General features: G+C 49.0%; 13 protein-coding genes. 8 read left to right on the top strand and 5 right to left on the bottom strand.

Going from position 1 to position 15,287, the window contains the following annotated elements; all coding sequences use genetic code 11:
- Positions 1 to 442: 442 nt before the first annotated feature.
- The 8 genes from HN413_07325 to HN413_07290 all read left to right on the top strand — a co-directional run bounded on the left by HN413_07325 (position 443) and on the right by HN413_07290 (position 9,583).
- Complete coding sequence (locus tag HN413_07325; protein ID MBT3390208.1) at positions 443 to 2,452, top strand: ABC transporter substrate-binding protein; 2,010 nt, start codon at positions 443 to 445, stop codon at positions 2,450 to 2,452.
- A 353-nt stretch (positions 2,453 to 2,805) separates the two neighbouring features.
- Positions 2,806 to 3,768: an ABC transporter permease gene (locus tag HN413_07320; GenBank protein ID MBT3390207.1), complete on the top strand. Its 963-nt coding sequence runs from the start codon at positions 2,806 to 2,808 to the stop codon at positions 3,766 to 3,768.
- Positions 3,769 to 3,773: 5 nt separating this feature from the next.
- Entirely contained in the window at positions 3,774 to 4,928 is a 1,155-nt protein-coding gene (locus HN413_07315; GenBank protein ID MBT3390206.1) for an ABC transporter permease, read from the top strand.
- A 60-nt stretch (positions 4,929 to 4,988) separates the two neighbouring features.
- Positions 4,989 to 5,981: an ABC transporter ATP-binding protein gene (locus HN413_07310; GenBank protein ID MBT3390205.1), complete on the top strand. Its 993-nt coding sequence runs from the start codon at positions 4,989 to 4,991 to the stop codon at positions 5,979 to 5,981.
- Positions 5,974 to 7,008, top strand: a complete 1,035-nt coding sequence (locus HN413_07305) for an ATP-binding cassette domain-containing protein (GenBank protein MBT3390204.1) — start codon at positions 5,974 to 5,976, stop codon at positions 7,006 to 7,008. The genes HN413_07310 and HN413_07305 overlap by 8 nt, the downstream gene beginning before the upstream one ends.
- A 29-nt stretch (positions 7,009 to 7,037) precedes the next feature.
- A complete protein-coding gene (locus HN413_07300; protein MBT3390203.1) occupies positions 7,038 to 7,538 on the top strand; it encodes a universal stress protein in 501 nt (166 codons plus the stop codon).
- Positions 7,539 to 7,709: 171 nt separating this feature from the next.
- The gene (locus HN413_07295) at positions 7,710 to 8,768 is read left to right on the top strand and encodes a TIM barrel protein (GenBank protein ID MBT3390202.1); all 1,059 of its coding nucleotides are present in this window, start codon (positions 7,710 to 7,712) and stop codon (positions 8,766 to 8,768) included.
- A gap of 2 nt (positions 8,769 to 8,770) precedes the next feature.
- Entirely contained in the window at positions 8,771 to 9,583 is an 813-nt protein-coding gene (locus HN413_07290) for a hypothetical protein (GenBank protein ID MBT3390201.1), read from the top strand.
- 39 nt (positions 9,584 to 9,622) lie between these two features.
- On the opposite strand, the gene HN413_07285 is transcribed toward HN413_07290, so the two are convergent.
- From HN413_07285 to HN413_07265, 5 genes are all read right to left on the bottom strand, one after another.
- The gene (locus HN413_07285) at positions 9,623 to 10,555 is read right to left on the bottom strand and encodes a YitT family protein (protein ID MBT3390200.1); all 933 of its coding nucleotides are present in this window, start codon (positions 10,553 to 10,555) and stop codon (positions 9,623 to 9,625) included.
- Between the two features lie 195 nt (positions 10,556 to 10,750).
- The gene (locus tag HN413_07280; GenBank protein ID MBT3390199.1) at positions 10,751 to 11,581 is read right to left on the bottom strand and encodes a phosphonoacetaldehyde hydrolase; all 831 of its coding nucleotides are present in this window, start codon (positions 11,579 to 11,581) and stop codon (positions 10,751 to 10,753) included.
- Positions 11,582 to 11,626: 45 nt separating this feature from the next.
- Positions 11,627 to 12,760, bottom strand: coding sequence for a 2-aminoethylphosphonate--pyruvate transaminase (locus HN413_07275; protein ID MBT3390198.1), 1,134 nt, complete (start codon positions 12,758 to 12,760; stop codon positions 11,627 to 11,629).
- Between the two features lie 28 nt (positions 12,761 to 12,788).
- Positions 12,789 to 14,150 carry an aspartate aminotransferase family protein gene (locus HN413_07270; protein ID MBT3390197.1) on the bottom strand — a complete coding sequence of 454 codons (1,362 nt, stop codon included), beginning with the start codon at positions 14,148 to 14,150 and terminating at the stop codon, positions 12,789 to 12,791.
- A gap of 177 nt (positions 14,151 to 14,327) precedes the next feature.
- On the bottom strand, positions 14,328 to 15,059 hold the full coding sequence (locus HN413_07265) for a GntR family transcriptional regulator (GenBank protein ID MBT3390196.1): 732 nt from the start codon (positions 15,057 to 15,059) through the stop codon (positions 14,328 to 14,330).
- Between the last annotated feature and the right edge of the window lie 228 nt (positions 15,060 to 15,287).

Below are 15,287 nucleotides of genomic sequence, written 5' to 3'. Positions count from 1 at the left end.
CGTTTACACACTGTTAAACAAACACGGCAGATTGTTACTAAAGATATGCTACACTGTTCGAGTGAATTATGAGGATGTTGATGTTTGGCTTGCTCTATAAGTGTTCAGAGCAGGCCAAACGTCAGCACTGCATATTTCTAAAGAACCCGTAAAGAATTATCAGAAATGGCTAAAAAATAAGGTAAAATGAATTGGGTTATTTAAGGGGGAACGATTGTAACTTTTAATTTACAGCCGCTACATTACTTTACTGCGTACGACTGCAAGATTTTTCATTCGATTTTATAGTTAGGTTTAGCAATAAATCTAGGAGGTGGTTCTATAGGCGATAGCAAAAATTGGCATTTCGAGAATTACCAAGTAATAGCAACCCATTTTCCTAACAAAAATATTCAAGGAGAAGAAAATGTCTAACAAAAAAAGCCTGTTGCTCATCACGTTGATGCTGCTCTTTGCCCTGGTATTAAGCGCATACGCACCAATTGAAGAAGCAGCACCTGCTGCAGCCGCACAAACTGACTGCCCGGCTATCACCCTGGCCGATCGTGGTGGAGTTCCGGCTGGTGAATACGCGCGTCTCTATGAATTGGCAGATTTCGAAGCTGCGGCTGGCTGCGTCATGGTTTTCAGTGAAAACCCCGACATCGCCGCGCTGAATGCCCGCATCACCAACAATCCAGAGCTGCCACCAGTAGCAGAACGCGTTCCGGCTGAACCATTGGTTGTTGTGCCTTACGAGGCCATCGGCCAATACGGTGGAATTTTCAATGCGCTCTCAAACGCGACCGAGTCTGGCACCTCCGACTTTTTGAGCGTTCGTCACGTCAACCTGGTTCGCTTCGGCGACGACTATGTTACTTTCGAACCCAATATAGCCAAGGGCTGGGAGTGGAACGATGACTTCACAGAGATTACATTCTTCCTCCGTGCAGGCCATAAATGGTCTGATGGCGCGCCGTTTACCTCGGCCGACGTTGAATTCTGGCTGAATGAGATTGTTCTGAATCCTGATGTTTTCGCCAGTACACCCGGCTGGGTTACCTTTGGTGACTCTTTGATGTCGATTGAAGTGATCGATGAAACCACCTTCAAATTCGTCTTCCCGGAGCCAACCCCTGGCATGCTGAGCTTTTTCTCCACCACCTACATTCAACCCTTCCAGCCCAAGCATTTCTTTGAAACGAAAATTGCGGAAGGAATGACTTTAGCTGAAGTAGCTGAATATTACTATGGCAACAGCGACTGGACGGATACCCCCTCCCGTTTGCTGGGTGGCGAAGCAGAAGATGTAATCCCTACGCTTGAGTCCCACATCCTGGTTGAAGAAACCACTGAAGGACGTCGTTTTGTTGCCAACCCCTACTACTACATGGTTGACACCGCAGGGAACCAACTGCCCTACATCAACGAACAAAACGAATTATATGTTCCCGATGCAGAAGTTCGCAACCTGAAAATCACCAATGGTGAAGTTGACTACAAAGTTCAGTCGATCAATATCTCTGACTTCACGCTCTACAAAGAGAATGAGGCTAACGGCGATTACACCGTTGACCTGGGCTTCGGCGTTGGCGTTACTGCTTTCTATGGCTTCAACCTCACCCACGAAGACGAAGGCCTGCGCGAAATCTTCAATGACTTGCGCTTCCGTCAGGCGATGTCGCTGGCCATTAACCGGGCAGAGATCGTCGAATTGGTATATCTTGGTCAGGCTGAACCAATCCAGGCCACCCCGGCCGACCCGAACACCGTGACCTTCGTCACCGAAGAGCACAAGACTGCCTTCATCGAATACGACCCCACTGCAGCCATTGCGTTGCTTGATGATATGGGTTTGGTAGATGTTGATGGCGATGGTTTCCGTGATCGTTTGGATGGATCCAAGCTCACCCTCGACCTGCAATACTCCAATCAGGGTGTCCCTGTACCAACGCATGAATTGGTCAAGGATTATTGGGAAGCGGTTGGCGTTGCTGTCACGCTTAAAGAAGTCACTTCGGATGAATACCGCCAGCGAGCCAATACCAATGGTGCAGAAGTCATTACCTGGCTGTTTGATGGCACGTCTGGCGCAATCATCATCGGCAACGATGAGATGTTGGTGCCGCCCTTTGGTGAACCTTTCAATCCTGGTGTAGCATACCTGTGGGATGAGTGGGTTAAATCAGACGGAGCAACTGGCATTGAGCCGCCAGCCGACGCCATCTCTCTCTATGACCTTGCCGCACAATTCCAGCAGTACGAACTCGGCACATCCGAAAGTGATGCCTTGGGCGAGCAGATTGTTGACATCCATGTGAACAACTTATGGAAGATCGGGATTGCCGGCAATGTTAAGCAACCGATCATCCACACCAACCGCTTGGGCAACTTCGGGCCTTACACCGTAGTGAGCTACGACTACTACCGTGCCTATCCAATGATCCCGTCTCAGTGGTTCATCTCTGAGTAATCCGAATCACACGAAACGCTCACCCCATCTTTCAGAAAGATGGGGTGAGAAAGATGATTTATTTCATCACTCAAGCAACATAGAGTCCAAAATATATTATAGACTCTAAGAAACTGCTGCAAAACAGGATTTCCGCAATTCATTGAAAACTCTATCGGAATATGGGTGTGTGATGCTTCGCGTACCCACACCCATATTCCGGACTCCTTCCACCGAATTGCGGAAATCCATAAGAAGTAAGCAACAAGCGAGCAATTAAACACTCCTACTTCTTACTCCCTACTTCTTACTTCAATCAACCAAATACAGAGGAAGAAGAGATGATCAAATTCCTAATTCAGCGCATTATTGGCATGGTTGTAACAATGTTCTTCGTGTCAATTATGGTATTTATTATCATGGAACTCCCTCCTGGCGATTATGCTGATCGATGGGCGTTCCGTAAATTTTCGGGAACAGGCACCCAGATTACTGAAGCAGATATCGACAATATTCGGGCGGAATTTGGTCTTGATCGACCAGCCCCGGAGCGCTATCTCAACTGGATTGGCGGTATTATCCTTCACGGCGATTTTGGTGAGGCCTTTTCTTTTCAAACATCGGTCAACAACGTTATCGGGCAAAAAATCGGGTTGACCATGGCAATTCTTTTCTCTACTCTGGTTGTAACCTATCTAATTTCGATACCGGTTGGCATGTACGCCGCCATCAGACGCAACTCCATAGAAGACTACGCTTTGACCGTGTTTAGCTATCTAGGCTTTGCCCTGCCTAATTTTTTGCTGGCTCTGGTATTGTTGTATATTTCTATTACTGTTTTCGATTCTTCGGTTGGAGGGCTTTTTTCGCCTGAGTATGCTGATGCCCCCTGGAGTGTAGAGAAAGCATTGGATCTATTCAGCCACCTTATCATTCCAGCCATCGTTTTGGCCTGGTCAGCAACTGCCTTTCAACTACAAACAGTACGGGCCACCATGCTTGATGAGATTAACAACCTGTCTGTGACGGCGGCTCGTGCCCGCGGCGTCCCTGAATGGAAATTACTGCTCAAATATCCGGCCCGATTGGCAATCAACCCCGTTGTCAGCACCGTGAGCTTTGATGCTAACCGCATTTTCTCCGAGCTACCCATTGTGGCCCTGGTCTTGGGCTTGCCGGAACTGGGAGAATTATTGCTGAAATCATATCTCGACTTAGATATGTTTGTGGCCGGGGCCATTCTGCTCGTCCTGACCTTTATGATTGTCTTTATGAATTTTCTTTCAGATATTGCCCTCGCGATCTTAGACCCGCGCGTTAAGCTAATAGAAGGTTAAGGGAAATGACTACCTCCAATTTACCCTCGACAGCACTACAGACGCCCATTAGCCAAACAGAATCAGAAGAGGCACTGCGTTATTATTCAGCCACCCAATTGCAGTTAATTTTGTGGCGTTTTCGCAAACATCATATTGCCAAACTTGGGGCCTTTATTCTGATCACACTGGCATTAGTCGGGCTTTTTGCCGAATTTTTTGCACCATACACTGGCACAACCCGCATTAGCGGAGCTGTGTTGGTCAGCCCGCAAATGCCCCGCTTTTGCAATGACGATGGCTGTACCTTGCGCCCTTTTCTGCCCGGCGTCACATCAGAACGCAACCCGGAAACCTTAAGGATGGAAGTCAAAATCGATCCAACCATTCGCCGGGAAATCAAATTCTTTATTCAAGGCGAACCCTATAAATTATTGGGTTTTATCGAAATGCAGACCCATCTATTTGGAGTTGACGAAGGCTCAGTTCATCTCTTTGGTACCGACAGTCTCGGGCGAGACATTTTCACTCGTATCTTGCTTGCCACTCGCACCTCGTTATCAATTGGCATTTTAGGCGTATTGATCTCTTTCGTACTGGCTTTGATCATTGGTGGGATGGCTGGCTACTTTGGCGGCTGGCTCGACTATGTTATCCAGCGATTAACTGAAATTGTGCGTGTCGTCCCGGTGATACCGCTATACATGGGTCTGGCGGCTGCCTTTCCTACCGAATGGTCATCGACCCAGGTTTATTTTGCGATGACTCTGATTTTGGCGGTTGTTGGTTGGCCGACCTTGGCCCGCCGCATTCGAGGTAAATTGCTAAGCTTGCGTGGCGAGGATTATGTCGTGGCCGCCAGTTTGGCTGGAGCCAGGCCCAGCCGCATTATTGCCCGACATTTATTGCCAGCCTTCATGAGTTATATCATTGTTGATCTGGTTATTTCGTTCCCGTATATGCTCTTGAGTGAAACTGCGCTCAGCTTCGTTGGGCTGGGCCTGCGCCCCCCTACAATTAGTTGGGGCGTCCTTTTACAAGACGCGCAGACGGTTCGCGCCATCGAACAAGCTCCCTGGCTGTTCATCCCAGCTGCTTTTGTGGTGATTGCCGTACTATCCTTTACTGTGCTGGGCGATGGCTTGCGAGATGCCGCAGATCCATACCAGATAAGCGGATAACCGTGATATGGAGACAAATTCATGACATCAACAACAAAAGAATCCATCCATCAGGATAACCTGCTAGAAGTCAAAGATCTTAAAATTTCTTTCAAGACAGATGAAGGAATCGTCACCGCAGTAGACGGCGTCAATTTTTCCGTGAAGCGGGGTCAAACACTGGGTATCGTGGGCGAAAGCGGGTCGGGCAAGAGCGTCAGCACATGGTCTATTATGCGACTTTTACCCAAAAATTCAATCATCCAAAAAAACTCATCCATTCAATTCCGCCGCAAGGATGATGAAGTTGTAGAAATAACCAATCTCAGACCAACCAGCCGTGAGCTTCGTGAGCTTCGCGGCGGTGAAGTCGCATTGATATTCCAGGAACCTATGAGTTCTTTTTCGCCGGTCTACACGATTGGCAATCAAATTATGGAAGCGATTTTGCAGCATCGTGATGTTAGCAAAGATGAAGCCCAGGAGATCGCCATTGATATGCTGGATCGTGTGGGCATCTCCAACCCCCGGCAGCGTTTCAGACAGTATCCATTTGAACTCTCGGGCGGCATGCGCCAACGTGCCATGATTGCCGTAGCGCTGTCGATGAACCCATCGCTACTGATCGCTGACGAACCAACCACATCATTGGATGTCACGATTCAGGCGCAAATTCTAAAACTGATGCGGGACTTGCAGCAAGACCTTGGGATGTCTATTATCTTTATCACGCATAATCTGGGTGTCATTGCTCAGGTGGCCGATGAGGTGGAGGTGATGTACCTGGGGAAAATTCTGGAGCGAGGCACTGCAAAAGAAATTATTCACCAGCCGCAGCACCCTTATACGCAAGCCTTATTAAGAGCCATCCCCCAATTGGATCATCTCGGGGAGCGCCTAACAGCCATCAGCGGCGATATCCCTAGTCCCTTGGCACGTCCAGCAGGCTGCCCTTTTCACACGCGCTGTGAAAAAATAATACCTGGCACCTGTGATGCCGAAATGCCGAGCCCTACCCAACTCAGTGATACTCATATCGTATATTGCTTTTTGCACGAGGATAGAGATGTCTGATATCTTACTTCAAATCGAGGGCCTTAAAGTACACTTTCCCATCCGTAGTACGCGTATCTTGGGTGGGGTTACAAAATATGTGAAAGCCGTTGATGGCGTTAGTTTTCATATCGAGAAAGGCGAAACACTGGGTCTGGTTGGCGAAAGCGGTTCTGGAAAAACCACCGTCGGCCGCGCGATCCTGCGAGCAATTGATCTGACAGAAGGACATATTTCTTTTAGTATCAACGATCAAATGCTGGATTTAGCCCAACTCACAGATAAAGAAATGCGGGCACACCGCCAGCATATGCAATTGATCTTCCAGGACCCTTATTCTTCATTGAATCCACGTATGACGGTGAGGGATATTATTGCCGAACCCTTGGTCGCACAGCAACTGGCCACAGGCAAAGAAGTCGATGAACGCGTGCGCTCTGCAGCCGCGCATTGCAAACTCAACGTGGAGTATTTGCGCCGTTTTCCCCATGCATTCAGCGGTGGGCAACGGCAGCGCATCGGCATTGCCCGCGCACTTGTCTCCAAACCTCAATTTATTGTTTGCGACGAGTCGGTTTCCGCGCTCGATGTATCCATTCAGGCAGAAATTCTTAATTTGCTCATGGATCTGCAGTCGGAATTCGGGTTTACCTATCTGTTCATTGCTCACGATTTAAGCGTGGTAGCACATATCTCGAAGCGGGTTGCTGTGATGTATCTGGGACAATTTGTTGAATTGGCTCCCACGGAAAAGCTTTTCCATGCGCCAAAGCACCCTTATACCGAAGCCTTATTATCAGCGATTCCTGAAGTAAATCCGGATATGGAAATGACCCCTGTCCAACTAGAAGGCGAAATTCCCAGCCCAATTAATCCACCTTCTGGCTGCCGTTTCCATACCCGCTGCCCATATGTGCAGGATATGTGTAAAACAGAAATGCCAGCGTGGGGGGAAATCGAAAAAGGACATTTTGTAGCATGCCATTTTGCTGATACGTTGACATTGAAAGGTGTAAAAATGCCAGTTTCTGTTGTAGCAGCAAATTGACTTGAGCCAGGTACAATGGAGAGCGTCCCATGTCGAAGAATATTTTAATTCCCCTAACAAAATCAAATATCAGTCATAAAATATTGGGTGAGGTCGAAAAATTCATCCAGACTGAAGACAATAAGCTCATCCTGTATTATGTGACCAAACCACCCAAAGGGATGGGGTTTGCCGCCCCGGACTACCGCTCCGATTATGCACTCGAATCGGACGGGGAGCCATTAGGCCCCAAAACCTTTCCCGTTTTCTCCAGCCAGGAAGAAGACAGCCTGCGGGCTGAGATAGAAGTAGACCTGCTGCCAATTATGAATCAACTGAAGCAACACGGGTACAGTGTCGCCATTCAAGTATGCTTTTTGGATGACGTTGTCGGTGAAATTGTACGCATTGTCAAACGTGACAAAATCGACCTGATTGCCATGTCGACACAGGCGCGTGTAGGAATGCTGCGCTTCTTCTTTGCCGATATTGCCGAGAAGGTTATGCAACAGGTTAATATTCCGGTTTTGTTAATTCATCCCAGAGAATAATTTTATTATTTATGCACTCACTCGTAGCAAAGAAACAAAAAATACAATCATCAACAATCGCTTGAATACCAATTAAACTAACACTAAGAGAGCAAAGACGCAGAGAAATAAAAAACTTGCGTCTCTGCCCCCTTTATTTCCCCACGATCCGCAAAAATCCCAACTCGCCATATGAGCATTGATCCATCAAGCCAATTTGCACAGTTTTTGAATATTAATCTACCAAATGCTGAACCGGTTATTTTTAGTGCAGCAATTGCCCAAAAATTACGTGATCGTGTTGATGGTGTTCGGCTGCACGCGCATACGTATTCCTTTATCCAGAATCTGACTCACGGATCATTCAGGCCAGCAGATGTCCTTGAATTCGCATACGAGCACGAATTGCATGGCATCAATATCCATGTGGACGACGGGGAAAAACACAGTCTTGCTCAAAGTACACCAAAACAATTAGCCCGGTTTAAAACTTATACCCAAGAACTCAATCTAACCATTCATTTGGAAACGAGCAGCACCAAAAAGGCCGACATCGATAAAGTCGTTCAAATCGCCAGAACACTGGATGTTCAAAACATTCGTGTCTATTCGCGCTACGAGGGCTTTTTATCCCAGGCCTTGACATGGACGGTTGCTGATTTGCGCTATATGGCAAGGCTGGCAGATCAGTACAATTTGTTCTTTGATTTCGAGCAACATGAAGAATTTAAATCAACTGAAATCGTACATATGCTAAAAAGAGTCGATCACCCTCGCATCCACGCCTTGTTCGACTTCACGAATATGATCAACGCTTGTGAACAGCCCCTGACTGCCATGAAAGCAATGGCACCCTATATACGCCAGGTGCATCTTAAGGGTGCCAAAGTAATCAAAGAAAGCAAAGGTTACGGACAAGTGGGGGTTGTGCAGGGTTCACCTGAAGATAAAATGCCCTATGCGCGTATGTTGTTTGAGTTGTTGCTGTTGGGGGAGGCAAAACCACAAGTCATTAGTTTTGCGCTAGAGCAAGAGGTAGATTACTACGCCCCAGCTTATCGCCACACGGATGAAGGCGAAGATCCATTTATCCCGTATAAAGACCCCAGCGAAACACCTTTCGATGAAAAAAATGCGGATAAAATTTTTCTAAACGAAAGACGCTGGGCGAACAATCAAGTACATTTTATCAAGAGCTTGCTTGCAACGATGCGCTGGCAAGCAACTTCGTATTTAAAAAACGAAAGGTAAAAATGCAAAAAGTTATTTTAGTACTCTCGGATGCTCTGCGATACGATACCGCTGTTGAACAGATGGGCTTCTTGGGACATCTAGTCGAATCCAAACTGGCCGATCTTTATAAGGTCATTGGCGAGCTACCGTCGATGTCGCGCCCAATGTACGAAACCACACACACCGGACTACCATCTTTTGAGCACGGCGTGGTTTCTAATTATGTAGTGCGGCGTTCCAAGGTGCCCAACATCTTCCAGGCCGCGCGCGATGCCGGTAAAACCACTGCTGCTGTGGCTTATTCCTGGTTTTCAGAACTTTATAATCGCGCTCCCTACGACATGATTGATGATCGCGAAGTCGACGACCTGTCCCTGCTTATCCAGCACGGGCGATTTTATTCCGATGACGCTTACCCCGATACAGAACTGTTTGCTACCGCTGGTATGTTGGTGCGCAAATTCAATCCCGACTATTTGCTGATTCACCCGATGGGCATGGACGATACCGGCCATGCGTACGGCTCGGATTCCAGTGAATACCGTGTTCATGCCATCCGCCAAGATACCATGTTGTCGAACTTAATCCCCGAGTGGATGGAACGCGGCTACAACATCCTTGTGACTGGCGACCACGGCATGAATATCGACAAAATGCACGGCGGCACAACCCCGGACGTGCGCGAGGTTCCGTTGTTCGTGATTCGGCCTGGGACCCCAGGGAGGGGAAATACCAACGAAGTTGTTTCACAATTGCAGCTTGCGCCAACTATCTGCAAACTGCTCGGCATCCCCATCCCCGAAACGATGAAGCACCCCGCTATTTTAGAATAAGCGCTGCGTGACTGTTACTTACCTCAGCGGGGGAATTCATCACGAAGGTTGGATATCATCCGGCGGCGTTAGCGTATGCTGTTGCTCATGGGGGGTTTGCCGCAGCACGCCGCCGCTGGCTTGATGCCCTTGCCCGATGACAATAAAGGCCTGAGGATCAATACCCGAGACAACAGCTTGCAGGGTGGCAGCATCAGAGCGGACAATCGTGCAGAACAAGATTGCGCGTTCAGAATTGGTGAACATCCCCTGGGCAGACCAAGCCGTCACACCCACACCGAGGCGGCTGAGCAACCCCTGAGAAACAGCCTCAGCCGAATTTGTCACAACAAATACGGTACGGATCATACTGGGACCTTCTAAAGCATAATCTGTCGCCAGGCCAAAGATAAATAGCGCCAACAATGAGTAAAGCGCTCTATCCCAGCCAAAGACCTGCCCAAAAATCAGCAAAACCGCGCCGTCTGTCAGAATATAAATCTGGCTGATAGGAATACCTGTTTTCAACTGTAACACGCGTGATACAACGCCCAGCCCAGCCGTTGTGCTGCGTCCGCGAAAGATCAGCCCCGTACCAATTCCGCCCAGCACACCTCCATACAAGGCATTGAGTAGTAAATCATCCGTGATACCTGCGGGAAGAATACCGGCAAAAAAATCGACACCCAGATTGTAGATCAATACCGTATAAAGTGTGCGGACAAGAAAGTTGAAACGCCCTAAACGATAGAAGCCCAGAACAAGCATGGGGATATTCAGTATCAGCATGAGCAGGCCGATCGGCCACCCCGTAAATTTATTGATGATCAGCGCCGAGCCCGTTACCCCGCCTCCTGGCGAAATATTCGATGGCGCGAAGAAAACATCAATACTGATGATCAACAAGAATGCGCCGATGGTTATCGTCAGGTAGTTTTTGATGATGTTTTTCCAATCTGCACCTGCGATTTTGCCTTTTAGTTTTTCTTTCATAACACATCCTGTCAATCTCAATAGGGTCTCTGGGAATCGCCGTAGTAGTTGCCCGTATTTGGGGTTTCTCACGATAGTCCTCAAAGAGCCTCCCATAGTTCTTTGGGCTTTTGCGTATGCATGACAAGATACGAGGGCGCTTTGCGGATTATTTCTGCAAAGCGCCCTCGAGCAAAAACTTGATCGCTTATTTTATTACGGACGTTCGCCGCGCGCCAGGCGCAGATTGATATCTTCAACCACCGCGGGAACCTCGACGATTGAATCGACTACATAATGGGCGCCCATCTTCGCCAATTCCAGGCGCGCTTTTACAACCAAGGGTTTCAAAACTTCGGGGGTTAAGGCATTCACTTCTTCAAGATTCAAACCAACCTCGTTACCCGTTTTTGCCAGACCAATTGTCCAGGTGCCAGCGTTGAGGCCCTCGGAGATACCGGGTTTAGTATCATCCACTTTCACCACGGCTTCGGGCGGGTAAATGCCCAAATCAAACATATTCTTCAGCACCATCCACGGTTCGGGGCGGCCAGCTGGAACATCGGTTGCACAAACGCTATTGTCTGGGACATAGCCGCGGGCAGCAGCTTCGCTTTTGAGCAATTCCATCGCCTCAGAAAAATAGCCTGTCGTGGAGCCAATCAAAATCTCTTTTTCGCGTAGCGCGGCAACAGCATCGAGCGCGCCAGGAATCAGGTCAGCATAATCCGCCAGACATGCCATTTGAAGCGGCTGGAAATCGGCGAACATGGCTTCAACATCATCATCCGTAACCGGCCTGCCATGCACAGTTTGCCACATCGCGGCCACCTCAGTTTGTTTACTGATAGCTCGAATATGTTCGCGTTTGTGCAGACCCATCGGGCGGCGCGCTTGCTCCATCGTGATCTCTACCCCTTTGTTTTTAAAGACCTCGATGAAAACCACCGCGGGGGCATAGCAGCCATAATCCATGGTTGTGCCAGCCCAATCGAGAACGACCATTTTGACCTGGCCTTTATAAATGCGTTTGAACGTGAAATCCATTATAAACTCCTTTGTTGGGTGAATAAAATATGTGATTATCGGCAATTACGTTAGCGTAACGCCCATTTCTTCAAAGGTCTCGCGCATGGCAGCGAGCAAGGTGCTCACATCGGCAGGGAAAATTCGCCCAATACTGCCAATCCGAAAACAGGCAACTTCGCTGACCTTTCCAGGGTAGATTACTTGTTGCTTGTCATTCAGGCGGCGATAAAACGCTTCGAAATCGAATTTTGGATGAGGCGGGTAGTGAAAAGATGTGATGATATAGCCTTGATCTTCGGGTTGCAAATATTCGCGCAGCCCGAGGGCGCGCGTGCCAGTGACCAGTGTCTCGTAATTGGCTTGATACCGGCGTCCGCGTCCCTCGGCGCCGCCCTCATCCCCCAATTCCAGCAGCGCCTGATGAAAGGCGAGTAGCGCGTGGGTTGGCGGCGTAAAGCGGAATTGGCCGTTAGTATCCAGCCCCTGCCATTGCGCCAGCAAATTCAAACTCAGGCTGCGTGCATAGCTTTCGGTTGCCAGAAGAGACTCTTGCTTGGCCAGGATGATGGCAAAGCCCGGCACGCCCTCGATACATTTATTAGCCGATGAAACCATAAAATCAATTTCGCATTCGGATAAACTAAAAGGAACCGCTCCAAAACTGCTCATGGCATCTACGAAGTAGCTTTTGCCAAATTGTTTGACAATCGCGCCGATTTCTTTAATGGGGTTGATGATGCCGGTTGTGGTTTCACAGTGGATCACGGCCACATTGGTAATTGAGTCGTCCGCGGCCAGCGTGGCTTCGATCTCTGCTAAATCGGGCGTGCGATTCTCTGGATACACCAATGTTGCCACATCAATCTTGAGCACCTGGGCGATCAACGCGATGCGCCGTCCGTAAGCCCCGTTGACGATCACCAGTAACTTTCCACCCGGAGGTACTGTGGAGGAAACCACCGCTTCAAGGGCAAAGGTGCCGCTGCCCTGCATAAGGATGGCCTCATAATCGCCCTTGCGCACCTGGCCTATCTCCAACAATCGATTGCGAATATCTTTCACCAATTCTATGAACGTATAATCGCGCGAACCGAGATCGCGTAACATGGCTTGTTTGACGGTTCGGCTGGTAATCAGCGGGCCGGGGGTGAACAGAATTTTGTCCTTCCAACCAGAAATTGTGGGATTTATCTCCATAATGCTCCTTATTGTCAAAGGTTAACGTTTACGCTGTCCGTTGAACTTCAATTAAACTCTGCTCAAGAATATCCATGGCTTGCGCCATTTCCGTGCGCGTGATTGTCAGTGGCGGCGTCAGCGTCAATATATTGCCCATGGTGATCTTGAAACTGAGACCCTTGCTCAGAGCGTTGTACATGACGGCTTCCGCTTCGTCTGTGGCACGCTCGCGGGTATCCCGGTCTCGAACAAGCTCGATGCCCATCAGCAAACCCAACCCGCGCACATCGCCAATCAATGGATGATTCACCATCATCGCTTTCATGCGCTCCAGAGCGTAGCCGCCCACCTGGCGGGCATTTTCGGCAAGTTTGTGCGTTTCGATGGTTGCAATGGTTGCCAGGGCAGCCGCACATGCAACCGGATTTTTCTCGTGCGTATAGTGGCCCAGGGCGCGGTCAGCAGCCACGTCCAACTCTGTGCGGGTGATGATTGCAGCCAGTGGGAGGATTCCACCCCCAAGCCCTTTGCCAATCACCAAGATATCGGGTACCACCCCAAAGTTCTCGCAGGTGAACATCGTTCCGGTGCGTCCCAATGCGTGGGGGATTTCATCGAAGATCAACAGTGCGCCATGCCGGTCGCAAGCCTCCCGGATGGTCTGCCAGTATTCGGGCCGGGGAATATATGGGGTACTGCGCACCGGCTCGGCGATCACTGCGGCGATGTCGCCCTCTTTTTCCAGCACATACTCAACATAGCGGGCACACTTCAAATCGCAGCCGCCCCGTTGGTGGCAATCCCACAAACAGCGATACTCATCTGAAGGCGGCACATGCTCGGTTCCGGGCAGCAGCGGGCCGATCCCCTGCCGGAAGACAGCCTCGCCCCCAACGGAGATGGCATCCAGTGAAGCGCCGTGGAATGAATCCCACATCGAAATGGTCTTGTGCCGCCCGGTGGCTAAGCGCGCCAGTTTGATGGCAATGCCAACTGCGCTGGCCCCACCAGTTGCGAGTAAAACCTTGTTCAAGTCTCCGGGCGCAATTTCTGCCAACTTTTTCGCCAGGTCAACGGCAACGCGGTTGGTATAACGCCGGGTACAGAAAGATAGTTCATCGAGCTGGGTTTTTATGGCCGCGATCACATCCGGGTTGCTGAAGCCAACCTGATGCACGTTGTTGCCATGAAAATCCATATACCGTCGCCCCTGCAAATCTTCGATATAGATACCATCACAGGCCTGCAACGCATTCAGGCAGGGTGTCGAGAGTGATTGGTGCAAGAAGTAACGCGCATCCTCATCCAACAGAGCGCGTGTTTTTTCGTCAAGATTGGCTGCCTGCCACGCATCTCGGTGGGGTGAGATATTGATATCGCCTTCCGATTTATTTTTGAATGAACCCATGTGATTCGTTGTTTTTGCTGTGCTCATCAAATTGCTGTCTTGATTAGAGTTGTTCCCAAATAACCACTATCTCGGCATCTCCCGCCTTCGCACTCTATTTTATTCAGGAACAGGTCTATTCGTTTTCCGGTTTGCCAGTGTGTCTGTAAGATAAACCTGGGATGCCTGCTTGCATAATTAGCCGCGCAATAATTTTTCCTTTGGCGCAATATCAGTGATGAAACGAAAGCGATCTCCCCGGTATAAGTCTTGCCCATATTCCACAGGGCGTCTCTCCGGGTCAGACGCCTGGCGGCTTTCTAGCATCAGCGGCGCGCCCGGCAAAACATCTAACAACTCGGCCTCAAATTCTGTGGCTGAAACTGCTTCCAGGCTTTGTTGCGCTTGGTGCATTCTGATACCATATTCGGTTTCTGCTACTTCGTAAAACGAGCGCATTTCCAAATCGTAGGCATCGAGATTAGGGAAGCGATAAACGGGCACAATGAATTTTTCGAGCATCATCGGTTTCCTGGCGATGAGGCGCAAGCGTTGGATATAATAAACGGGTTCCGAAACGGCAATCTCTAATTGATTAGCAATCGATACTTCAGCATGTCGTTGTTCAAAGGTGATTATTTTTGCGCCCGTTTGGAAACCCCGCAGGCGCATACCTTCGGTGAAAGGCACCAATTTACCTGCCTGTCGCTCAATCTTGGGTTGTGCGATATATGTTCCATCACCTGGGCGGCGAATCAGCAGGCCTTTATTATCCAGAACGCGCAAAGCTGCTCGAAGCGTCATACGACTGACGTTCAGTGTTTTGCTCAACTCTCGCTCGGAAGGCAGCCGCTGGTCAGGGGCTAGTTCTCCCGTTGCTATCTTTTCGAGCAAATTCTCTGCAATTTGGACGTAGATTGGAATGCCCATTTTCAATAAGATGCGTTATTTTTATAGGCTGATGAATTCATTTGTTAAATTTTGTGAAATTCTAGATAATTTTCGTATGCAAGGCCGAATGGTATAGACCATTGCGATTATCAAAAAGATAACATATCGATATTGGGATGTCAAGGTTTTTGTTTAAATCAGGGCCAATAAATTAGTATTCGTTCAGTTGATAACCGGTAGCAGGGAAGGGACAGGCCTGCCCTGGAT

The organism is Chloroflexota bacterium (assembly GCA_018648225.1).
In the GTDB taxonomy this organism is placed as follows: Bacteria; Chloroflexota; Anaerolineae; order Anaerolineales; family UBA11858; genus NIOZ-UU35.
This window is presented reverse-complemented; position numbering and strand designations above follow the sequence as displayed.

Excerpts from the sequence above, each read along its gene's own strand:
- HN413_07270 (MBT3390197.1), bottom strand. The coding sequence starts at position 14,150 with ATGGGTTCATTCAAAAATAAATCGGAAGGCGATATCAATATCTCACCC.
- HN413_07295 (MBT3390202.1), top strand. The coding sequence starts at position 7,710 with ATGAGCATTGATCCATCAAGCCAATTTGCACAGTTTTTGAATATTAAT.
- HN413_07320 (MBT3390207.1), top strand. The coding sequence starts at position 2,806 with ATGGTTGTAACAATGTTCTTCGTGTCAATTATGGTATTTATTATCATG.
- HN413_07325 (MBT3390208.1), top strand. The coding sequence starts at position 443 with ATGCTGCTCTTTGCCCTGGTATTAAGCGCATACGCACCAATTGAAGAA.
- HN413_07265 (MBT3390196.1), bottom strand. The coding sequence starts at position 15,059 with ATGGGCATTCCAATCTACGTCCAAATTGCAGAGAATTTGCTCGAAAAG.
- HN413_07315 (MBT3390206.1), top strand. The coding sequence starts at position 3,774 with ATGACTACCTCCAATTTACCCTCGACAGCACTACAGACGCCCATTAGC.
- HN413_07275 (MBT3390198.1), bottom strand. The coding sequence starts at position 12,760 with ATGGAGATAAATCCCACAATTTCTGGTTGGAAGGACAAAATTCTGTTC.
- HN413_07300 (MBT3390203.1), top strand. The coding sequence starts at position 7,038 with ATGTCGAAGAATATTTTAATTCCCCTAACAAAATCAAATATCAGTCAT.
- HN413_07280 (MBT3390199.1), bottom strand. The coding sequence starts at position 11,581 with ATGGATTTCACGTTCAAACGCATTTATAAAGGCCAGGTCAAAATGGTC.
- HN413_07290 (MBT3390201.1), top strand. The coding sequence starts at position 8,771 with ATGCAAAAAGTTATTTTAGTACTCTCGGATGCTCTGCGATACGATACC.
- HN413_07285 (MBT3390200.1), bottom strand. The coding sequence starts at position 10,555 with ATGAAAGAAAAACTAAAAGGCAAAATCGCAGGTGCAGATTGGAAAAAC.
- HN413_07305 (MBT3390204.1), top strand. The coding sequence starts at position 5,974 with ATGTCTGATATCTTACTTCAAATCGAGGGCCTTAAAGTACACTTTCCC.